Here is a 22195-nt window from a genome sequence, read left to right on the forward strand (position 1 = left end):
AATGGACAGCGGCGAGCAGTCTGGCGGCGGTGTCACGGCGGACCTGTCGCCCGACGGCGCCGAGTCCGAGGCGGTATCGGTGTTCGATTCAGCGATCGAGCGATACCTCGAGGAGTTGCGAGTTGCCCGGCGCAGCTCGCCACATACGGTAAGCAATTACGCTCGTGACCTGCGAGCTGTCGCAGGCTCGGCGCTGAGCAGGGGAATCGACGGCTGGCAGTCACTGCGCAGCGATGACGTGCGGGCCATCATTGCCGAGCAGCATCGCAGCGGCATTTCCGGACGCAGTCTGGCGCGTCGCCTGTCAGCGTTGCGCGGTCTGTACAACTTCCTGCTGGGAGCCGGTGAGTGTGATCTGAACCCGGCCCAGGACATCCTGGCCCCCAAGGACAAGAAAGCCCTGCCGTCCACGCTCGATCCGGAGGAAGTCAGCCGACTGCTGGCGCAGAATCTCAATGATCCGATGATCTGTCGGGATCTGGCCATGTTCGAACTGATGTACTCCTCCGGTTTGCGACTGGCCGAACTGGTCGGCATCGACCTGGCCGATCTGGATCTGAGCGTTGGTCAGGTTCGGGTCACCGGAAAAGGCGGCAAGGTGCGTGATCTGCCCGTCGGCGAACATGCGGTCAAGGCGATCAACAAGTGGCTGGGCTATCGTCGCAGTCTGCCGGGCGCTGATGAACGGGCTGTCTTCCTCAGTACCCGCGGCAAGCGCATTGCCCCCAGAACCGTGCAGATGCGACTGAAGAAGCTGGCCGAGTCCCAGGGACTGGATCGAGACTGCTATCCGCACATGCTGCGTCATTCCTTCGCCAGTCATCTGCTGGAGAGCAGCGGTGATCTGCGCGCAGTGCAGGAGCTGCTGGGCCATGCCGACATCAGTACCACCCAGATCTACACCCATCTGGATTTCCAGCATCTGGCGCAGGTGTACGATGAAGCGCACCCGCGGGCACGGCGCAAGAACGTGAAGGAAGACAGCTGACCGAGCTGGACGGCGTTGGAACGCTCAGCCGTCGGTCAGTGAGAACTGGCTGAACAGACCGTTGGTCTGCAGGCACTTGCGCAGCTGTACCTTGCGCGAGCGTCCGCCCTGGGAGGCGGTGAGGCGATCGCCGGATTGATAGAGATAGCAGGGCAGCAGAATGGTCTGCATCACGGCCCGCTGCACCTTGCAGGCAATGATCAGTGCATTTTCCCCGACTGCACGGGAGTCGACTTCGTTCAGAGCACTCGATGATGGCGGCTGAATGCCGGCATCCCGTGGACGTTCCCGGGTGACATTGACCGGCAGAACGCTGATGGCCAGTATCTCCACGCCCATGCTGATACCTTCGGTGCCGCGGGCATGCACCCATCGCACGACCCCCAGCAGCGCATTGATCTTGCTGCTGTTGCGCTCTTCCGGCGTTCTGAGTGGCTTGTTGGGTTCGGTGATGCTGATCAATTCGCCCACCTGAACCAGTCCTGCCCGACACTGTTCATTGATCAGGGACATGCCTTGAGATGACTGGTTGACGACTATCCAGCCGGACTGTTCCTGACTGGGGGTGTCGTCAGGGCGGTAGAGCAGGTGAGCGCAGACTTCCTTGTGGCCGAACACGACTCGGCGCGGTGCATGCTGGATCTGCCTGGCAGTGCGACGATGCCGGGCACGTGACAGGGCCACATGCAGACGGGCCAGCGACTGTCGCTCGAGCACATCGCTGCCCAGAACACCGGTCGGGTTGGGACGAATCCGGGCGGAAAACTTGTCGATCCGGTACAGCAGAGGCGCCACGCTGAACCAGCGCAGCTGTTCCGGATGTTCCGCCAGCAGACTCCTTGCCGGTTCCGGTCTGGATCCCTGAATCAGATTGACGGCAAAATCGGTCGGTTGCAGCGTGTCGCTGCTGCGTCCTTTCTCGATATGAATGTCGGCCACGCTGCTGCGCAGGAAATCCAGCACCAGTTGCAGCTGACGGGCTCGTTGCTGGGTCAGGTCGGCCACGCTGACCAACAGGATGAAACGGTAGTGATCCTGCAGCGACAGCAGTTCGGAACCCTGACGAGCCGACAGCAATCGGTGCTCTTCGGCCAGTGCGTAGAGCTGATGGGCATCCTGGATGAGGGCATCGGGGATGCGCCGGTAGGCGTGTGCAACGGACTCTGCCTGTCGGGCAAGAGCCTGCATGGCACGACGTGCATCATCGGCCAGCGGTGCTTCACTGTCAGAGAGCAGGATCTTGAAGGCAAAGGCCTCTTCGCGCAGCAAGGCATCACGCAGCCGGGCATTGCGGGAGAATTCGCGAGTCAGCGGCAGGGGCTGGGCATGACTGAGTTCGCTCAGATGCACATGCAGCTCACGCAGCACCGGTATGAAACAGCTGATGACAGCGCGTCGCTGGTCGACATCGTTGTGCAGGCGGTTACTGTGCTTGAGTCCGCGATACACTTCACGGGCATCCGATTCCGCCTCCAGAGGACGCAGATCCTTCAGCCAGGCGGCCACACCATCGGGATTGACCGGAAAGCTGCCGGTATCGGCTACCGTGCGGTGTGGGACAGTGAGTTGCATGGCGATGAGGCTATCACACGCAACAGTGCCTGGTCCGGCACCAGAACACGCACTTGTGTGAGCTTGTCGGAATATTCTGCACTGGCCGGCCTGATGCCGCGACTCTGGTGTCCTGTCCGAGGCAGAAATGGCGGATCTGGCCGGTTCGGACAGGGTGTCGTGCAGTTTCGCTTGCCGCTGTCCGGGCGAGCAACAGGTACACTGCACGTACTTGCAGCAGTAGACTGCCAACGACTTGCGCATTTTCGTCCGAAAATGTGCCCAATGAGGATTGATGCAGTGGAACAGTTCCGCGGAACCACGATCTGCTCCGTACGCCGGGGCAACCAGGTGGTCATCGGTGGCGATGGCCAGGTGAGCATGGGCAATGTGATCATGAAAGGCAACGCCCGCAAGGTGCGACGCCTGTATCGCGACAAGGTGCTGGCAGGCTTCGCCGGCGGTACGGCCGATGCCTTTACCCTGTTCGAACGCTTTGAAGCCAAGCTGGAAGCACACGGAGGTCAGCTGACGCGCGCCGCCGTGGAGCTGGCAAAGGACTGGCGAACCGATCGCATGCTGCGTCGGCTGGAAGCCCTGCTGGCGGTTGCCGATGATACGGCATCTCTGGTGATCACCGGTAACGGTGACGTGATCGAACCGGAAAATGGCCTGATTGCCATCGGCTCGGGGGGAGACTATGCCAAGGCTGCGGCACGAGCCCTGCTGGATCACACCGAATTGTCTGCACAGGAGATTGTGCGCTACAGCCTTGAAACGGCGTCAGACATCTGTATCTATACGAACAACAATCTGACGATAGAAACTCTGGATTTTTAGATCACCATGTCCAACATGACTCCGCGCGAGATCGTACAAGAGCTCGACAAGCACATCATCGGTCAGGCCAATGCCAAGCGTGCGGTGGCAATTGCCTTGCGCAACCGCTGGCGTCGGCAACAGCTGGACGAGACTCTCAAGAACGAGATCACGCCCAAGAACATCCTGATGATCGGGCCGACCGGCGTTGGCAAGACGGAAATTGCCCGACGTCTGGCCAAACTGGCGAATGCCCCGTTCATCAAGGTGGAGGCCACCAAGTTCACCGAAGTGGGCTACGTCGGACGCGATGTCGAATCGATTATCCGCGATCTGGCCGATGTCGCGCTCAAGGAAACGCGCGAGCAGGCCATGCAGAAGCAGCGCAATCGCGCCGAGGATGCAGCCGAGGAGCGTGTACTGGATGTGCTGCTGCCGCCGGCCAGCAATGTCGGATTCAATGTCACCGAGACCCCCGAAAGCAGCACGCGGCAGAAATTTCGCAAGAAGCTGCGCGAAGGCGATCTGGATGACAAGGAAATCGAGATAGAGATCAGTCAGCCACAGAGCGGCGTGGAAATCATGGCACCGCCGGGCATGGAAGAGATGTCGCAGCAACTGCAGGGCATGTTCCAGAACCTGGGCGGTGGTCAGACTCGCAAGCGCAAGCTGCCGATCCGCGAAGCCATGAAGCATCTGGTGGAAGAGGAAGCCGCCAAGCTGATCAACGATGAAGAGCTCAAGGCACAGGCACTGGAGAACATCGAACAGAATGGCATTGTCTTCATCGATGAGATCGACAAGGTGGCACGCGGCGGCGAGCGTGGCAGCGGGGTGGATGTCTCGCGTGATGGGGTGCAGCGCGACCTGCTTCCCCTGATCGAGGGCAGTACCGTGTCCACCAAGTTCGGCATGGTCAAGACCGATCACATCCTGTTCATCGCCTGTGGTGCCTTCCACTTGTCCAAGCCCTCCGATCTGATTCCCGAACTGCAGGGACGGCTGCCGATCCGGGTGGAACTGGAAGCACTCAGCAGCCAGGACTTCCAGCGGATACTCAGTGAACCCGATGCCTCCCTGACCGAACAGGCTGTGGCCTTGCTCGGTACCGAGGAAGTCGGACTGGAATTCACCAGCGATGGCATAGCGCGCATTGCCGAGGTGGCCTGGCAGGTCAATGAAAGTACCGAGAACATCGGTGCACGGCGTCTGCACACGGTCATGGAACGACTGCTGGAAACCGCCTCCTTCGAAGCGTCCGACTCTGCCGGTACGACCATCAAGGTCGATGCCGACTATGTCGACGGTCATCTGGGAGATCTGGTGCAGGATGTCGATCTGAGTCGTTACATCCTGTAAACATCGCCGAGCAATTCAATCGACATGGCAAGACCTACCGACATCAAGCTGCATCAGAAGAGCCGGGTTCTCGAGTTGCATTTCGACGATGGGTTCGAGTGCAATCTGCCCTGCGAATATCTGCGGGTGCACTCACCTTCGGCCGAAGTGCAGGGTCATGGGCCGGGACAGGAGGTACTGCAGCATGGCAAGCAGGATGTCGGTATCTCGGCTCTGACGCCCAGCGGCAACTATGCCCTGAAGATACACTTCGACGATGGTCACGACTCGGGGCTGTTTACTTGGGAGTATCTGTACGGACTGGGCAGGCACTACGAGGAAAACTGGCAACGCTATCTGCAACGATTGGAAGCGGCTGGCAAGACCCGTCAGAGCTGAAGACTGGTCTGGCGAGATGTCAGGCCCGTATTCGGATACAAGACGAACAACATTTGGCTGAATAGCCGGACATACCAGCCATGATGCTGGTCTTTCAGGACAGGGTGGGCAGGGCGTGAGCGATAACAAGACACATTTCGGCTATCAGACTGTGGACGCGGAAGCCAAGGCGGGCATGGTCGGACAGGTCTTCGACTCGGTGGCTGCCAAGTACGATGTCATGAACGACCTCATGTCCTTTGGTGTGCACCGTGTGTGGAAGCGCTTCACCATCGATCAGTCCGGTGTTCGGCTGGGACAGAGTGTTCTGGATATAGCCGGTGGTACCGGGGATCTGGCTGGCAAGTTTTCCCGTCGGGTCGGCAAGGATGGCCTGGTGATACTGGCCGATATCAATGCCTCGATGCTGAACGTCGGACGCGACAAGCTGATGGATGGCGGCGTCGTGGGCAATATCGACTACACCCAGGCCAATGCCGAGTGCCTGCCCTTCGAGGACGATACCTTCGATTGCATCACCATCGCTTTCGGTCTGCGCAATGTGACGGACAAGGACAAGGCGCTGGCGTCGATGAACCGGGTACTCAAACCCGGTGGCAGATTGCTGATACTGGAATTTTCCAAACCGGTGCTGCCATTGCTGAGCAAGGCCTACGATGCCTATTCCTTTTCGGCCCTGCCGATCATGGGCAAGCTGGTTGCCAACGATGCTGACAGCTATCGCTATCTGGCGGAATCCATCCGCATGCACCCGGATCAGGAAACGCTCAAGTCCATGATGGACGATGTCGGCTTCGGCATGACGAGTTATCACAATCTGACGGGCGGCATCGTGGCCCTGCACAAGGGCTTCAAGTTGTAGACAGACTGCCAGATCAACCCTTCCTCGACACCTGCACCCGGCCCTCCAGAGCATGTCACTGCCCACACCGCTGAATGTCGCCATCGAACAAGCCATAGAGGCGCTGCTGGTACTCGATCCGGAAACTCGGGCCAGATTGTCCGCCATCGAGGGCAAGCTGATCTGCATCAGGGTGTCCGCGCCTGCACTGTCTCTGGCCCTGTCCGTGGTGGACGGCAAGGTGCATGTCGTGGGCGACGCCGATGACGCTGCCGATACCACCATCAGTGGCAGTGCCCGGGCGCTGCGTTCGCTGACGGCAGGCAATGAGGCGCTCTACCGGGGGGAAGTCAGCATCGAGGGAGATCTGCACACCGGTCAGCAACTCAAGGACATTCTGGCCGGTCTGGACCCTGACTGGGAAGAGTTCATGGCACCGGTGCTTGGCGATGCCGTGACGCATCGTCTGGGCACGCTCGGTCGACAGTTCGGTGGCTGGCTGACGAGAACCCGCTCGTCCCTGCAGCAGAACAGCCGGGACTATCTGCAGGAGGAATCACAGTTGCTGGCCGTCGACACGCAAGTGCGCGATTTCTGTTCGCAGGTGGACGAGGTCCGGGCGGCGGTGGATCGTCTGGCTGCTCGCGTGCAGCGACTCGAACGTCAAGGGAATGCGACGGGCACGATATCCATCTCCAACGAGTCTGACGAAGGCTCGACCGGTTCGCCTGCTGCGCCGGAGTCCGGGGCATGATGGTGAGAATTGCCCGACTGGCGCGTATCGAACACGTGATGGTCAAGTACGCGCTGGAAGAGCTGTTTCTGGAAAATACGGCAGCGCACCCTCTGCGTCATCTGTTTCTGCTGTCACCCACGCGCTGGATGAACAGCGAGACTCGTGCCCTGCCGCGGGGCCAGCGTATCCGTCTGGCACTGGAAGAGCTGGGTCCGGTATTCGTCAAGCTGGGTCAGGCCTTGTCGACCCGACGCGACCTGTTGCCGGATGATATCGGTGATGAACTGACATTGTTGCAGGACAACGTCAAACCCTTTGCCAGTGAGCTGGCTCGTATCGAGATCGAACGGGCACTCAACGAGAAGGTCGAGGTCTTGTTCCAGAGCTTCGAGGATCAGCCGATCGCATCGGCCTCGGTCGCTCAGGTCCATGGGGCCGTCATGCACGATGGCAGTGAAGTGATCGTCAAGGTTCTGCGCCCGGGTATCAGTGAAACCATACGCCGGGATGTCAGCCTGATGTATCTGCTGGCCGACATCGCAGCCGCAACCCTGCGTGACGGCAAGCGCTTGCGCCCGCGTGAAGTCGTGGCAGAGTACGACAAGACCATTCACGATGAACTGGATCTGGTGGCAGAGGCAACCAATGCCGTGGTGCTGCGCAACAACTTCAAGGACTCAGATACGCTGTATATTCCGGAAATCCACTGGGATTACACGCGCAGTTCGGTCATGGTGCAGGAGCGCATCAGTGGCATCCCCATTCGGGATATCAAGGCCATGGAAGCCATCGGCATGGACATGAAGAAACTGGCCGAGCATGGGGTGGAAATCTTCTATACCCAGGTGTTCGATCACAACTTCTTTCATGCCGACATGCACCCGGGCAACATCTTCGTGTCGCGGGAGCATCCGGACAATCCGCAATACATTGCCGTCGACTTCGGCATCGTCGGTTCGCTGACCGATGAGGATCAACGGTACATGGGCGAGAACCTGCTGGCCTTCTTCCAACGGGATTATCGTCGGGTGGCACAGTTGCATATCGATTCCGGCTGGGTACCACGGGGGACGCGTGTCAGCGAACTGGAAGCGGGGGTGCGCGCCGTCTGCGAACCGATCTTCGAAAAGCCCCTGGCCGAAATCTCGCTCGGCGATGTGCTGTTGCAGCTGTTCAATATTGCACGTCGATTCGACATGGAGGTACAGCCGCAGCTGGTCCTGCTGCAGAAGACCCTGCTGAACATCGAAGGTCTGGGGCGACAGTTGTATCCCGACCTTGACCTCTGGGCCACCGGCAAGCCGTTCCTGAAACGCTGGGTGGTCAAGCGCAACAACCCGCAGACCATCCTGCGCCGCTTTGTCGACCAGGCGCCGCAGATGCTGAAGGCGATGCCCGAATTGCCCATGATGGTGCATGATCATGTCGATCTGCAGAACCAGCTGCTGCGCAGGGAGCTGGCGTCCGGGTCCGTGAAGCGCGCCCCCGGAACCGGCTGGCGCCAGGGGGCTGATACCGCGGACAGAGGCCTGCGCTACAGCATCACCGGAGCTGCCATTGTGCTGTCAGCGGCGCTGCTGGGCAGTGCAAACGTCATGGCAGGGTCCGACACGGTTCCCTGGTGGGTGCTGCTCACGGCACTGCTGGGTGCTGCATTTCTCATGGCGGGATTGCGTCGCCGCTGATAATCGCTACCTGTCCACACTTCCGGACACGGGGGCCATTGCCGGCAGGGTACTGGCAGCATGTTTGCTGCGTCTTCGACACGACCAATTGCCCATCAGTGAAAGACGCATGCAGCAACCTCAGCTTGACCCGTTGTGGGACGAAGGAATCTCCTCATTTCTCTATGGGGAATACGAGAAACGTCAGCAGGCCCTGACGATCGATGATCTGCAGATGTTCGCCAATGAACACGCCGTTCGTATCGGCGATATTCTGGAGACTCTGTTTCTGATGGCGATCTATGGCGAATGGATCTATGCCGACGCCGAGGGCAGGGAGCGGGTGCTGGATGAAGATGCACTCAACGAACTGTATGCCAAGGGCCGTCTGGGACCAGAGGATCTGAGCGCCTTTGACGGGGTCTGGATACCGATTTCGTGACAGTGGCGGAAGGCAGTCAGCCTGCCTTCCACCGGTAGCATCAGTGTTCGATGACGGGCAACTGATCCGTACCCTCGTCATCGGTAAAGAAATCGACCTTGCCGGTCTGCAACGAGTATTCTGCACCGACGATTCGCAGGCCATCATTGGCCACCAGATTTTCCAGAATCTGTGAGCCATGTTTGAGGTGTGCCACGGATGCGCGGATGTTGGCACGGGTGGCCAGCTTGGTCAGGCGCTCATCATCGTGCCCCAGGCCGGCCTCCATCAGCGTCTGCACCGAAGGCTGGATGCGATTGACAATGGATTGCAGGTTGGGTGAACGATTGGCCGAGGGCTGCTTGAGCTCACTGATCGTTGCCTGTATGGCGCCGCACAGGGTGTGGCCCAGTACGACAACCAGTCGGGCACGATGTTGAACGGCCGAGAACTCGACGCTGCCGAGCAGCGAGGGTGCAACGATATTGCCGGCGACGCGAATCACGAACAGGTCACCCAGACCCTGATTGAATATGATTTCGGCGGGCACGCGAGAATCGGAGCAGCCCAGAATGATGGCGAAAGGTGTCTGGGCCTCGATCAGATTGGCACGACGACTCTGATTGGTCAGGTCCGCCAGATCGTGTTTGTCGGCGACGAACCGGTCATTACCGGTCTTGAGTCGCTTCAGGGCTTCATCTGCAGATATCATGTCGATTATCGTATCGGTATGGACGGGTCTGTTGAACCAGGCAGGCCAACTCCGATCGCATGGGCGAACCCGGTGATGGGAGCGTGCTGCCGTTCTACGGGCTATTCTGACTGTTTTTCGCTGTCCGTGGTTCGACTAGCTGTGTTTCCGGTAAAACTGCATCATGCAGATGGGTCGGAGAAACGAGAGCTTGCAGGAATGAAATGACCTACGCCGTTCTACAGAACCTGTTGGCTCATCGCGTGACGCTGACCATTGTCATCATCCTGGGCGCCTTGCTGTTGCGCGGTCTGGTCATTCGCCGGATTCGCCGCACCCGCACTATCCTGACGGTGTCGGAACACCGTGCCATGTCGACCGTGCATGTCACGACCGTGATGGTGATCCTGCTGACCGTACTTGTGTTATGGCTGCCTCAGATCCAGGAATTCATCCTGTCCATCACGGCCATCGCCGTGGCAATCGTGATTGCAACCAAGGAGCTGTCTCTGTGCCTGCTGGGAGCATTCGTGATCCGTACCAGCCGGGCATTTGCCATCGGCGACTGGATATCTCTGGGGCCGCATTTCGGCGAGGTCATCGAGCGCAATTTCATGACCACCACGATCCAGGAAATAGAGCGCCGCGGTTATACCTATACCGGCCGAACGGCGGTGTTGCCGAACAGTCTGTTTCTGACCAGTACCGTCACCAACCAGAACTTCCTGCGGCGCTACCAGTTTCACAGCTTCGATATCACCATCGAACCTGATGCGTTTCCGATCGATGCCGAGGACAAGCTGCAGGCCAGGATCGAGGCCATCACCGGGCATTTCATCGAAACAGCCCAGCGTTACAACAAGATGCTGGAGCAGCGAACCGGCATCGACATACCCGATGCACAGCCAACCGTGGAATTCTCCACCAATGAGGCGGCCAAACTGGTGACGACCCTGTCGGTATTCTGTCCGACGGATCAGATCATGACCCTGGAAAAGGCAATGATGAAGGAATTCTTCGAGTGGTATCGCGCGAACCGGGAATCGCGTGCCTGCAATGGTTGATCCGATGACGACTCAGGTCGATGCGCTGATTCACGGCTTTCGCGTGGATGCACATGGGCGGGTCATCGAGCTGGACTGGGAAGCCATGCAGCATCTGCAGATCGACAAGCCGGGGCAATGGTGCTGGGTGCATCTGAATCGTCGCTCGGCGGATGCCGAACACTGGTTGCGAACGGTGGCCGAGGTCGACAGCCAGGTGCTGGCCGCCTTGCTGCAGGATGATACACGGCCGCGGATCGTGCGCCATGAACACGGTTACCTGCTGAACCTGCGCGGTGTGAACCTCAACCCCGGGGCTGATCCGGAGGACATGATATCCCTGCGTCTGTGGGCAACCGGGCGGTTTGTCATCAGCACTCGTGCCACCCGGATTCTGGCGGCTGAAGACGTCCGCGACATGCTGCGCGGTGGCACCGCGGTGCATTCCAGTGGCGCACTGATTGCGGCGATCAGTCGACAGCTGGTAACCCGCATGAGTTCGGTGATTGCCGAGCTGGACGACAGGGTGGATGAACTCGAAGAGCAACTGTTGCAGACTTCCTCTGCCTCGTCGCGCAGCAGCATCAGCAGCTTCCGTCGCATGGTGCTGACACTGCGACGTTACATGGCGCCTCAGCGCGAAGCGCTCGCCGGTTTCCTGCGCGAAAGTGAAGACTTTCTCGTGGGCGATGACCGGCATTCGCTGCGGGATACCCAGGATGCCCTGGTACGCTTGCTGGAAGATCTGGACATGATCCGCGAGCGTGCCCTGCTGCTGCAGGAGCAACTGGTGGAGGATCGTGCCGAGGCCATGAACGATCGGCTCTTCGTGTTATCGGTGATCTCGGCGGTGTTCCTGCCTCTGGGGTTCTTCACCGGCCTGTTCGGGGTCAATGTCGGCGGCATGCCGGGCATCAACAGCCCCTTTGCCTTCACGCTGCTGTGCCTTGGCATGCTTGGCTTCGCGGTACTGGTCATCTGGCTGTTCCGACGGCTGAAGTGGATCTAGCCTCAGTGAGACATAAGTCCACGACCAGAAACCGCCTATGGCTCGCGCTATACCGGCGTCTACAGCCGCGTACTCGTTTTTTCGGGGCGGCCCTCCGCAAAGCTCACTTGGAGTAACCAAGCCACGGTTCGGAAAACACTCCGTGCGCGACTGTATTCACCGGTCTGACACATTTCCGAGTCGCGTCTGCATGTCTTCATCGAGGCTGACACGCCGAGTCTGCCAGGGGGCTCGTTCAATGGCTGGGCGGTCTGTCGCCGGTTCGCTGGCAGTAATCATCCTGATCCGGTTAACTGGATAAATACTCAGCGGATGGGTGCGTTCCGGGCTGTGCATTGCTACCATGCGATGATGGACGTATCAGACCTCATCGATTCACTGAACGACGCACAGCGTCAGGCCGTCACGGCACCTCCCGGGCACCTGCTGGTGCAGGCCGGCGCCGGTAGTGGCAAGACCCGTGTACTGGTGCACCGCATCGCCTGGCTGAACCGGGTGGAAGGCGTGTCTCCCTTCAGCATCATGGCCGTGACCTTTACCAACAAGGCAGCCCGCGAGATGCGTCTCAGGGTGGAGCAGCTGCTGGGTCAGACGGTCGGGCCCATGTGGATCGGCACCTTTCATGGCATCGCGCACCGTTTTCTGCGTACCCACTGGAAAGAGGCTGATCTGCCTCAGGCCTTTCAGATTCTGGATTCCGACGATCAGCTGCGTCTGGTCAAGCGAGTCGTTCGCACCCTGGAGCTGGATGAAACCCATTTTCCACCTCGCCAGGTGCAGTGGTTCATCAATGGTCACAAGGATGAGGGGCGTCGGCCAGAACACATCGACGACGAGAACGACCCGATCACGGCACAGTACATCCGGGTCTATACAGCTTACGAGGCGGCCTGCAAGCGTGCTGGCGCCGTGGATTTTGCCGAACTGCTGCTGCGCTCGCTGGAAACCCTGCGGGATACGCCTGCCCTGCTGGCGCACTACCGCAAACGCCTGCAGCATCTGTTGATCGATGAGTTCCAGGATACCAATGCCATCCAGTACGCCTGGATCCGCTTGCTGGCCGGTGAGACCGGACATGTGTTTGCGGTGGGTGATGATGACCAGTCCATCTATGCCTGGCGCGGCGCGAGAGTCGAGAACATTCTCAATTTCGACAAGGATTTTGCTGGTGCCGATCTGGTCAGACTGGAACAGAACTACCGTTCCACCAGCACGATTCTGAATGCGGCGAATGCGCTGATCGACAAGAATCAGGGACGGCTGGGCAAGAACCTGTGGACGTCAGGGGCAGAGGGTGCCCCGATTACCCTGTACAACGCCTACAACGAAACCGATGAAGCCCGATTCATTGTCGAGACCATTGTCGATCACGTCGCTGACGGTGGACAACGGCGCGACTGTGCGGTGTTGTACCGCTCCAATGCACAGTCACGCGTGGTCGAGGAATACCTGGTGGCGGCAGGCGTTTCCTATCGCGTCTATGGTGGCCTGCGATTCTTCGAACGGGCCGAAATCAAGGATACGCTGGCCTATCTGCGGCTGGCCACCCACAGCTATGACGATGTGTCGCTGGAACGCATCATCAACCAGCCCGCGCGAGGCATCGGCGACAAGACCGTCGGTGACATTCGCGCCGAAGCCCGCGCACGCAGCATCCCGTTGTGGCAGGCGGCAAGCGATCTGGTGCGGGAAAAGAGACTCAGCGGACGGGCCAATACCGCTGTCGGCAAGTTCCTGTCCCTGATCGAATCGATACGCGAGGCCATCGACGAGCAGGCCTTGCCCCAGCAGGTACAGACCGTGACCGAGCTCAGCGGTCTGCTGGAGCACTTTCAGAAGGACAGCAGCGATCGTGGCCAGAGCCGGGTGGAGAATGTCGAGGAACTGGCCAATGCAGCACGCACCTTCGTGCATCAGCAGGATGAAGACCCCGACATGAGTGCCGTCGATGAATTCCTGGCACACGCCGCGCTGGAGGCCGGGGAAGGTCAGGCGGAAGCGGACGACAATGCCGTGCAATTGATGACCCTGCATTCGGCCAAGGGACTGGAATTTCCGATCGTGTTCATGGCGGGCATGGAGCAGGGGCTGTTTCCCCACCAGCGGTCGGCGGAAGACCCGCTGCGCATGGAAGAGGAGCGGCGTCTGTGTTATGTCGGTATCACCCGGGCCGAGCGCAAGCTGTACATGACCATGGCAGAGCAGCGCCGTTTGCACGGTCGCGACCAGTACAATCCCCCGTCGAAGTTCGTGACCGAACTGCCCAACCACCTGGTGGAGGAAATCCGGCCACGCATGCAGGTCAGCATGCCGGTCTATCGCCCCCAGCAATCCACCCGGTTTGTCGAAGAGGCCAGCGATACCGGCCTGAGCATCGGACAGAGTGTGCGCCATGGCAAGTTCGGCATGGGGGTGGTGCTGGATCAGGAAGGGCGTGGCAAGCAGGCTCGCGTACAGGTCAATTTCGAGGACGTTGGCAGCAAATGGCTGGTGCTGGCCTATGCCAAGCTGGAGCCGGCCTAGCGCGAGCGGAGCGCCATCGGCCGAAGGCGGTTTCCGGTCATGGACTCATGTCTCATCGAGGCTGACCCGGGTTCGAACAGATACGCGTCGTTCCGGCGGATGGGTCTGGCAATCGGGTCTCAAATGATGCCGGCCTCAAGGCTGGCAGCCATGCTCATGCCCAGCTCCTCGCACTGCGTCACGAAGGTGTCACTGAACTCGCCGCGGCAGATCAATGGCTCTTGCACCAATCGCCAGCGCAAGCCGGTGCTGATGCTCTCGATGGCACGTCGTGTACCGGTACCATCATGGCCTGCGCGAACATAGAAGGTGAACGGCAGGCCCTGAGTGCGTTCCAGACAAGGGTAGTAGCAGCGGTCGAAGACGTCCTTGATCAAGCCTGCCATGTAACCCAGATTCTCGGTCGTGCCGATGACGAGCGCCTGAGCTGACTGGATATCTTCCGGGTGTGTTTCCAGCGGGGCGCGGCAGCTGATCTCGACCTTGTCGATATCGGGATGCCTTGCGCCGCGGATGACAGCGTCGAGCAGCAGTTGCGTGTTCTCGGAAGGGGCGTGAGACACGACAAGCAGTTTCTTTCTCGCGGTCATGGGATCGAGACTCCTGGGAAACTATCGGGGATCACCCGATTCACTGTCCTGCACGATCATGATCACGTCATCGCTGCCGTCTAGTATCAGAGTATAGGACTGACTTGCTGCCAGCGTTACTGGTACAGGGGAGAAGCGTTGCAGGGAATCCTGCACTGCATAGCTGCCAGCAGTCACTTCGCGATAATCGGGTATCTGCTGGAAGTCTGCCGGCGACACGGACCCCAGGGAAACCTCGCTGCCGCCGGGATCGTCGCCCGCGGGCAGCAACAGCATCTGCGCCGATCGCGTATCTCCGGCAATGGCATAGGCTTGCAGTATGCGCACGCGTGCCAGTGCATCGCTGCCGGGCGATAGCCGAGAGGGCAGGGCCAGTATCTCCACCAGCGGGGCAGGCGAGTCGGGCTCAGCGCCACTGGTATCCGAATCGGTATCGGTTTCGTCGAATCGATCCCTGACGATGAGAGTGCTGACCGATGACACGCCAAGATTCAGTGGGGAGAGCAGCAACTGCGGACGTCCCTCGTCCGCCTCGATGAGGCTCAGGGACTGACTGTTCAAGGGCACGGCGACCAGCGACGACACGTCACCGGGCTGGATGGCCGGGGTGAACAGGGCTGTGGTATCGGCATCGGCGAAGGCAGTGATGGGGGACTGACTGAGGTTGATCAGGGACAACAGCGGGGTCTCACGATCACTGCCTGCCAGCAGGTTTTCGAAGCCACGTGCCTGCGGTGCGGTCTCGCTACCGCCGGCAGTGCCTCCGTTGTCGGCATCATCCGGCCCGGGCGTGTCGCCCGCATCGGTCTGGCCGTCGCCATCACCGGCACCATCTGTCGGATCGGAACCCTCGACATTATCCGGATTGATGATATCGCCACCATCGCCGGTACCGAAGATTCCGCCGTCGCAGGCGCCGAGAAATGGCAGCAACCACAACAGCAAGAGCAGCGTGCCGAGGGTTCTGCCAGGGGACTTGCGTTGGGTCCTGCCCCCGGTTGCGGGTACTGTTTGGATTCTCAGCAGGCCCACGCTTGTGGCAGAGCGACATTCAGACCGGGTGTTGTACATGTCAGTCATCCTTCTTGTCTGCCTTGTGCACAGTGTCTTGTGGCGGTTCGATATCTTCGATCCAGTAGAGTCCCAGACCGACCCGGTGGTGTCCCTTGTCGGCCTCGCCGGTATCGCTGCCCTGATCGTGCACGGACAAGGCAGCATCGAGCGAGCGCAACAGCTTCAGTCCCTCGGTGGCACTGAGCTGACGAAACTGTTCCCGACCTTCGCTCGTGACATTGTCATAGGCCACGCTCATCTGCAGGCGTCGCTGATCATGGCCATTCAGGTTGTAGTCCAGGGTGGTCAGCAGGTCGGTGGCACTGGTGGCAAAGATATCCAGCAAGGCCGATTCGCTCTGCTGCGGTACGTAACCCTGATGCAACAGTGACACCTTGCCGGCCTCGTGTTGCACGGTTCCCACGCGTTCCAGTTCATCGAGCAGGGCACGGGCTGGCACATCACCGCCATGGCGCTTCACCAGCTGATTGAAGCTGTCGCTGCTGTCGCCGTAGGTCAGCACCCGCGGTTTGCCCTGAGCGGTCTGAAATTCCTGGTCCTGCAACCAGCCGGTGACGACCCGAACGGCACGATTGTGCTTGCTGACGCCGGTATTGACGTCACTGGGCAGTTCGCGAATGCGCTTGACCTCCTTGCGGTTGATGCCGGTGACAATGGCAATGCGTGAAAGCGTGGGTGTCTTGCCATCGATGCCGAAATGTTCCTCCGCTTCCCTGACGTAGGCCTGTTTCGCCCAGTTGGCAAATTCTGCATGCGAGACACCATGACGCAGCAGCAGTCGCACCAGTGGCGAGAGTACTTTGGTCACGGCTTGTTGCAGGCTTTCGTTCATGCTTTTCCGGTCATGGACGGTGATGCTATCGGGCTATGCGCCGGTTTTTCCATGGTGAGCAATTGACAGACCGGAGCAAGTAGTTCGCCGGTTCATGTGCCGCCACGTCGAAAAGTTGGGATATTTATCCCAGCTATGGAAAATACTAACAGGAAAGGGCGCGGGATCGACAGACGAATTCGGCATCTGCCACCGATGTCACCCCTGCTGATCGTCGGGTTGGCAACAGGGAAAGCGGTGGCCGGGAAAATCGATCAGGGGCTGGACGAGGAGAGGTAGAGATCGGTGAAGGTCGGTTTGCCGTCCACACACTGGCTGGCATCCAGCGGCACTACCACCACCACCAGCGAGCCCGAGAGCATGGCTGACAGGGCCAGCGTCTCGATTTCCTCCTGGCGAGCCGCACCGGCTGCGCTGCTGGTATCCATACGCAGTATATTGCTGCGACAACCGGACGGGCCGATCTCGTGTCCGCCGATGTGCAGCGTCAGATAATCCCGGCCATCGAAGGTGCCTCGCTGGACCTCGGTCAGCTGAGTGGTGATGGTGATCTGCGGAGGTGTCAGTGTATTGGCTGCCAGTGGCAGACAGAATAGCAGCGGAAACAGGCATGAAACTGCATGCACAAGGCGGGCAATCGATGGGCGCGTGGGTTTCATGGCTTGCTGGTGTCTATCCGCAGTTCGGTCTGTCCGCTTCGGGCGATAAGAGGCTTGTCGCAGTGTAACGTTCCCCGAGTGTCAGACGAGAGGGAAAATTGCCCTGAACAAGGTTATCCCGATCATAACGCCGGCCGTGTCTCCGACCTGTGCTGCAAGGCTCATTCCAGTGTCAACAGCGGGTTCCGCCAGTCCGAATCACCGTTACGCGAGAAACTGTCGAACCTCTCGGGGGAGGGTTACGGGGCCTCGACCGAGCGGTTCGATACCCTGAACCAATACTCATTTGCAAATTCAAGGATCACAGCACTTGTTCTCTAGGTAGACGGCAGTTTGTCTATTGAGCTACATTACACGCCGCTGACCGGTGAGTAATTGTTGTGCCGGACAAGAACAAGATGGCGTTGCGGGGAATCGGAATCCGCAGACACCACAGGGACGACCCGCTTTTCATTGCCATATCACCTTCATTGATTCTGTCAATCACTCTAAAGAGAATTGCAACATGTCAAGACGTCACTTTCTGAAAACAGGCGCTGGAGCAGCAGGAGCTGCCGCCGTCGCCGGTACTGGTCTCATCACATCGGCACCCGCTATCTCGCAAGGTCGTGAGAAGCTGGTCATGGTCACCACCTGGGGGCGTGGCCTGGCGGGTGTATTCGACGCAGCGCAGCGCGTAGCGGATTCCGTCAACGCCATGTCCGATGGCACGCTGGAAATCGAGATCAAGGCACAGGGCGAGCTGGTCTCCGGACTGCCGGCCGTCTTCGATGCGGTCACCACCGGTCAGGCGGACATGTACCATGGTGCCGATTACTACTGGGTTGGCCAGCACCCGGCCTTTGCCTTCTTCACCGCGGTGCCGTTCGGTATGACAGCGCTGGAACTGAACAACTGGTACTACCACATGGGTGGACACGAGCTGCATCGTGAACTGGGTGAGGAATTCGGTCTGGTATCTTTCCAGGCAGGCAATACCGGTGCTCAGTCCGGTGGCTGGTTCCGCAAGGAGATCAACAGCGCGGATGACTTCAAGGGTCTGAAGTTCAGAATGCCGGGTCTGGGTGGAGCGGCTCTGGGCAAGCTGGGCGCCTCCGTACAGACGCTGCCGGGTTCCGAGGTGTATCAGGCTCTGGCTTCAGGCGCCATCGACGGTACCGAGTGGATCGGTCCATGGGCCGACGAGAAGGCCGGTTTCCAGGAAGTCACCAAGTTCTACTACACCTCCGGTTTCCATGAGCCGGGCGCCGGTCTGCAAGTCGGCATCAATGCCGATCGCTGGGCATCGCTGAAGCCGCATCATCAGAAGATGATCGAAATTGCCTGTGGAGACGCCAACTCCTGGAACCTGCATCAGTATCTGGCGAACAACGCGATTGCGCTGGATCGTCTGGTGGCTGGTGGTGTGCAGACACTCGAATTCCCCGATTCCGTGTGGGATGCCTTCGGAGCCGCTTCCCAGGAAGTGCTGGATGAGAACATGGATGACGAATTCTTCGCCAAGACCCATGATTCCGTCATGAAGAGCATGAAATTGTCCGCTCGCTGGGCTGATCTGTCCGATGGCATCTATACTCGCCAACGAACTCGCGTCGCAGGCTGATACAGGCCTGAATCGCTGGTAACAGCGGTAATGACTGCAGCGTCCGGTACCGGGGTGCACCATGGCGCCCCGGTATCACTCCTCTTACCGATGAGGAGCCCTGACGCTGCGGTTTTCCGGTTTTTCTGATCACGTTTTTCGGAGGCTCGCTTGGCGGCACTCTTATCGATTCTGGCTGGCCTGGGACAGGGTTTCATCGATCTGGTGATGTTGCCGTGGACACTCTGGCAGTGGTTCCACATGGATGTACTCAAGGAACGCATGGTCGCCATGACGCTGGCAGGCATGTCGGTGCAGTTCCTGTACATGGTGCTGAGCACGGTACTGCTGCTGTTGCTGTTGAGCCTGATCAGTCGCCGATTCCTGAAATCGACAGTCCTGTCGCTGGAAGCCTTCAACCGTCGCATCGGGCAACTGGCCTCGTGGTTCGTGCTGCTGCTGATGATGCAGCAAGTCATGATCATCATCATGGGTCAGGTATTTCGTGGCAACGAACTGCTGTTCTCGCCGTTCGGCATGCAGTTGTCGAACGCCGAACTGCAGTGGATGTCCGGTCAGCTCAAGCTCTACAACGCACTGCTGATTGCGCTGGCATCGGCCTATACCTTCATCGAAGGGGGTCATGTGCGGGTCGATCTGGTGTACGGCAATCTGGGCTACAAGGCCCGGCGATTCATCGATTTTCTGGGTTCCATCCTCTTCATGATGCCGTCAGCCATTCTCATGTGGTGGTTTGCCTGGCCACTGGCGATGAACTCGATCTTCGCGCAACGTCCCATGAACATCTTCTCCGACAAGGCCAGCTGGCGTGGCGTTCGTCTGGAGACTTCCGGTACGGCTGAATTCACCTGGGTCTGGACCTTCAAGGTACTGATACTGGTGTTTGCCGCCCTGCTGTTCCTGCAGGCAGTTGCCTTCATGCTGCGCAATCTGTGGGCCCTGCTCGAGAGCAAGGCAGAGATAGAATCGCATCCGGTTGATCCAACCGATATTGCGCAGGCAGAGCCCGACATCAATCTCGGCAGTCCACTGCCGGATTCATCCCAACCGGACGATGCCCGTCAGAGTGTGCGCTCCGGCGATGCCACAGTGGCCGCGGCGGCCTACCCGGATGCCACGGCCTCCGCCAATGAACAACTGGAACGCCTGCGGGAGACCGAACATCAACGCCGCCGAATCCGAACCGACAGCAGACAGAGCGTGAACCTGAACGACAACATTTCCACACCTTCCCTGGCGCCTGCTGGCGGATCCAACAAGCCATCCGGAGGCCAATGACATGTTCTTTGGTCTCAATGGCGTTGAAATATCGCTGATCATCACCTTTGCCTGTCTGTTCATCGGCATCCTGTCCGGCTTTCCCGTGGCCTTTGCCATCGCCGGCTCCGCTATCGTCAGTTTCGGCATCATTGCCGTGATGAGTCACGCCGGCCTGCTGTACACCCTGGTGGAAGGCAATGCGGGAACCGAAATCATTCCAGTACTGCCCCAGGGCTGGGACGGGGCCTTCCTGTCCATACTCTCCACCTGGTCGGGTGGCATCTTTTCGCGCGCCTTCGGTGGCAACGTCGAGACCCTGCTGGCGGTACCGCTGTTCGTGCTCATGGGCATCGCGCTGGAGCGTTCACGCATCGCCGAAGACCTGCTGACCACCATGGCGCGCACCTTCGGCACTCTGCCCGGTGGACTGGCTATCGCCGTGGTGCTGGTCGGTACCCTGCTGGCAGCCAGTACCGGTGTGGTCGGTGCCACGGTTGTCACGATGGGGTTGATCGCCCTGCCAACCATGTTGCGCGCGGGTTATTCGAAGTCGCTGTCGACGGGGGTCATCGCCACCTCAGGCACACTGGGTCAGATCATTCCGCCCTCGATCGTGATCGTGTTGCTGGGTTCCATCGTGGGCGACATGTACTCCATCGGTCAGGAGAACCGAGCCAAGGAAATGGGGCAGACGGTCATGGAAATGCTGGGTGAACCGGCAGTTCTGTCCACCGGTACCCTGTTCAAGGCAGCATTCATACCGGGTGTGGTACTGGCCCTGATGTATGCCCTGTACGCACTGGGCTATGCGCTGCTGAAACCCAAGTCGGCGCCTCCGATCAAGCTGGATGAGGCCGACTCCGGCAAGTTCGATGTGGCGGCACACTACGGCCACCGCACCGGCTTGCTGGTGCTGCTGACGCTGGGCCCGGTGATTCTGCTGGTAGCCTTGTGGCTGGCCCTGACCAACATGGGCTTCATCACCTCGCAAGCCTTCGCCGGTGATACGGGACTGATCTCCCACGGTACGGCTCTGGTGACGCTGGCGTCGCTGACCATCCTGTTGCTGTCGATGACCCTGCAACCTCAGTACCGGCCCCTGCCATTGCTGATCGGTATCGTGGGCGTTGCAGCCTATGTACTGGTGGATATCTTCGTTCTGGGACCCGAGAACACGCCGGGCGAGCGCTTTGTCAATTACGGTATTCCCGTTCTGCTGATCCTGTTCGGCGTCAAGGCGGCGCTGACCAGGCTCAGCAACATTGACGTGCTGCGCGTGGTATCGCCCCCGGTCATTCTGATCGTGTCGGTACTGGGCTCCATCCTGGGCGGCGTGACCAGTCCGACGCCGGCTGCGGCTCTGGGTGCGGCGGGTGCCATCATGCTGGCAGCAGCGCGACTGTCCGAAGGCAATCGCAGTGCCACGCGTATCATTCTGTGGGCCGCATTTGCGGTCGTCATCATGCTGCTGATGCGTGGCAACTTCGATCTGCGCATGTCACTGGATGACGTCAATCTGGAGAACAAGGTTGCCGTATGGGTGACCATCGCCGCCTATCATGTGGCGGTATTCGGTCTGCTGTTTTCCTGCTTCGTGCTGATCAGCAAGAAGGTCATGACCTCCGTGGTTCGCGAAACCACCAAGGTCACCAGCATGGTTTTCATGATTCTGGTTGCCTCGCTGTTCCTGAGTCTGTCGATTCGTGCCTACGGGGGTGAGCACTACATTCAGGAGGTGCTGCGCAGTATCGAGGATCCCCGCACGCTGTTGCTGGCAGTCATGGCGGTGCTGTTCCTGCTGGGCTTCGTGCTCGATTTCATCGAAATCATCTTCATCGTGATTCCGATTGTCGGACCGGTCATCTATGCCGCAGATCCGGCACTAATGCCACCGGAGTGGATCACCATTCTCATCGCGGTGAATCTGCAGACTTCCTTCATCACACCGCCGTTCGGCTTTGCGTTGTTCTATCTGCGTGGGGTAGCACCGCCATCGGTCACCACGGGGGATATCTACCGAGGTATCTGGCCTTTCGTTCTGATCCAGATAGTCGGCCTGGTGCTGTTGTGGAATTTCCCGCAGATCACGACCTTCCTGCCGGATCTCCTGCCGGCCAATTAGTGCCCATCCACAAAGCCTGCTTTTACGGTCGA

At 59.5% G+C, this 22195-nt stretch carries 20 protein-coding genes; 14 read left to right on the plus strand and 6 right to left on the minus strand.

Annotated elements, in window-relative coordinates; all coding sequences use genetic code 11:
• Position 1: 1 nt before the first annotated feature.
• The gene (gene xerC / locus ACUNV4_RS19465; RefSeq protein ID WP_430880308.1) at positions 2-988 is read left to right on the plus strand and encodes a tyrosine recombinase XerC; all 987 of its coding nucleotides are present in this window, start codon (positions 2-4) and stop codon (positions 986-988) included.
• Positions 989-1012: 24 nt separating this feature from the next.
• Here xerC and ACUNV4_RS19470 read toward each other — a convergent pair whose 3' ends face one another.
• On the minus strand, positions 1013-2560 hold the full coding sequence (locus tag ACUNV4_RS19470; RefSeq protein WP_430880269.1) for a hypothetical protein: 1548 nt from the start codon (positions 2558-2560) through the stop codon (positions 1013-1015).
• A gap of 279 nt (positions 2561-2839) precedes the next feature.
• Here ACUNV4_RS19470 and hslV point away from each other — a divergent pair, with 279 nt between their 5' ends.
• The 7 genes from hslV to ACUNV4_RS19505 all read left to right on the plus strand — a co-directional run bounded on the left by hslV (position 2840) and on the right by ACUNV4_RS19505 (position 8778).
• Positions 2840-3379, plus strand: coding sequence for an ATP-dependent protease subunit HslV (hslV, locus tag ACUNV4_RS19475; protein ID WP_430880309.1), 540 nt, complete (start codon positions 2840-2842; stop codon positions 3377-3379).
• Positions 3380-3385: 6 nt separating this feature from the next.
• Positions 3386-4717: an ATP-dependent protease ATPase subunit HslU gene (gene hslU, locus ACUNV4_RS19480; RefSeq protein ID WP_430880270.1), complete on the plus strand. Its 1332-nt coding sequence runs from the start codon at positions 3386-3388 to the stop codon at positions 4715-4717.
• Positions 4718-4741: 24 nt separating this feature from the next.
• Positions 4742-5095: a gamma-butyrobetaine hydroxylase-like domain-containing protein gene (locus ACUNV4_RS19485; RefSeq protein ID WP_430880271.1), complete on the plus strand. Its 354-nt coding sequence runs from the start codon at positions 4742-4744 to the stop codon at positions 5093-5095.
• Between the two features lie 115 nt (positions 5096-5210).
• Entirely contained in the window at positions 5211-5957 is a 747-nt protein-coding gene (ubiE, locus tag ACUNV4_RS19490; protein ID WP_430880272.1) for a bifunctional demethylmenaquinone methyltransferase/2-methoxy-6-polyprenyl-1,4-benzoquinol methylase UbiE, read from the plus strand.
• A 52-nt stretch (positions 5958-6009) separates the two neighbouring features.
• Positions 6010-6690 carry a ubiquinone biosynthesis accessory factor UbiJ gene (locus ACUNV4_RS19495; protein ID WP_430880273.1) on the plus strand — a complete coding sequence of 227 codons (681 nt, stop codon included), beginning with the start codon at positions 6010-6012 and terminating at the stop codon, positions 6688-6690.
• A complete protein-coding gene (gene ubiB / locus ACUNV4_RS19500) occupies positions 6687-8357 on the plus strand; it encodes a ubiquinone biosynthesis regulatory protein kinase UbiB (protein ID WP_430880274.1) in 1671 nt (556 codons plus the stop codon). The genes ACUNV4_RS19495 and ubiB overlap by 4 nt, the downstream gene beginning before the upstream one ends.
• Before the next feature lie 109 nt (positions 8358-8466).
• Positions 8467-8778 carry a hypothetical protein gene (locus tag ACUNV4_RS19505; RefSeq protein ID WP_430880275.1) on the plus strand — a complete coding sequence of 104 codons (312 nt, stop codon included), beginning with the start codon at positions 8467-8469 and terminating at the stop codon, positions 8776-8778.
• A gap of 40 nt (positions 8779-8818) precedes the next feature.
• Here the strand turns inward: ACUNV4_RS19505 and ACUNV4_RS19510 are convergent, their stop codons facing one another.
• Positions 8819-9469, minus strand: a complete 651-nt coding sequence (locus ACUNV4_RS19510; RefSeq protein WP_430880276.1) for a carbonic anhydrase — start codon at positions 9467-9469, stop codon at positions 8819-8821.
• 203 nt (positions 9470-9672) lie between these two features.
• Here ACUNV4_RS19510 and ACUNV4_RS19515 point away from each other — a divergent pair, with 203 nt between their 5' ends.
• The 3 genes from ACUNV4_RS19515 (at position 9673) to uvrD (ending at position 14023) form a co-directional block, all read left to right on the plus strand.
• On the plus strand, positions 9673-10512 hold the full coding sequence (locus ACUNV4_RS19515) for a mechanosensitive ion channel family protein (RefSeq protein ID WP_430880277.1): 840 nt from the start codon (positions 9673-9675) through the stop codon (positions 10510-10512).
• A complete protein-coding gene (locus tag ACUNV4_RS19520; protein WP_430880278.1) occupies positions 10505-11500 on the plus strand; it encodes a zinc transporter ZntB in 996 nt (331 codons plus the stop codon). Before ACUNV4_RS19515 ends, ACUNV4_RS19520 begins: the two co-directional genes overlap by 8 nt.
• A 351-nt stretch (positions 11501-11851) precedes the next feature.
• On the plus strand, positions 11852-14023 hold the full coding sequence (uvrD, locus tag ACUNV4_RS19525) for a DNA helicase II (protein WP_430880279.1): 2172 nt from the start codon (positions 11852-11854) through the stop codon (positions 14021-14023).
• Positions 14024-14142: 119 nt separating this feature from the next.
• Here uvrD and ACUNV4_RS19530 read toward each other — a convergent pair whose 3' ends face one another.
• The 4 genes from ACUNV4_RS19530 to ACUNV4_RS19545 form a co-directional block, all read right to left on the minus strand.
• Positions 14143-14613 (minus strand): flavodoxin family protein, encoded by a 471-nt coding sequence (locus tag ACUNV4_RS19530; RefSeq protein WP_430880280.1) that lies wholly within the window; start codon positions 14611-14613, stop codon positions 14143-14145.
• 21 nt (positions 14614-14634) lie between these two features.
• The gene (locus ACUNV4_RS19535; RefSeq protein WP_430880281.1) at positions 14635-15558 is read right to left on the minus strand and encodes a hypothetical protein; all 924 of its coding nucleotides are present in this window, start codon (positions 15556-15558) and stop codon (positions 14635-14637) included.
• A gap of 127 nt (positions 15559-15685) precedes the next feature.
• The gene (locus ACUNV4_RS19540) at positions 15686-16519 is read right to left on the minus strand and encodes a DUF6502 family protein (RefSeq protein WP_430880282.1); all 834 of its coding nucleotides are present in this window, start codon (positions 16517-16519) and stop codon (positions 15686-15688) included.
• 254 nt (positions 16520-16773) lie between these two features.
• A complete protein-coding gene (locus ACUNV4_RS19545; protein WP_430880283.1) occupies positions 16774-17178 on the minus strand; it encodes a hypothetical protein in 405 nt (134 codons plus the stop codon).
• A 505-nt stretch (positions 17179-17683) separates the two neighbouring features.
• Here ACUNV4_RS19545 and ACUNV4_RS19550 point away from each other — a divergent pair.
• From ACUNV4_RS19550 to ACUNV4_RS19560, 3 genes are all read left to right on the plus strand, one after another.
• Positions 17684-18781 carry a TRAP transporter substrate-binding protein gene (locus ACUNV4_RS19550; RefSeq protein WP_430880284.1) on the plus strand — a complete coding sequence of 366 codons (1098 nt, stop codon included), beginning with the start codon at positions 17684-17686 and terminating at the stop codon, positions 18779-18781.
• A 150-nt stretch (positions 18782-18931) separates the two neighbouring features.
• On the plus strand, positions 18932-20059 hold the full coding sequence (locus ACUNV4_RS19555) for a TRAP transporter small permease subunit (protein ID WP_430880285.1): 1128 nt from the start codon (positions 18932-18934) through the stop codon (positions 20057-20059).
• A gap of 1 nt (position 20060) precedes the next feature.
• Positions 20061-22163, plus strand: coding sequence for a TRAP transporter large permease (locus ACUNV4_RS19560; RefSeq protein ID WP_430880286.1), 2103 nt, complete (start codon positions 20061-20063; stop codon positions 22161-22163).
• Positions 22164-22195 lie beyond the last annotated feature (32 nt).

Source organism: Granulosicoccus sp. 3-233, from assembly GCF_052681095.1.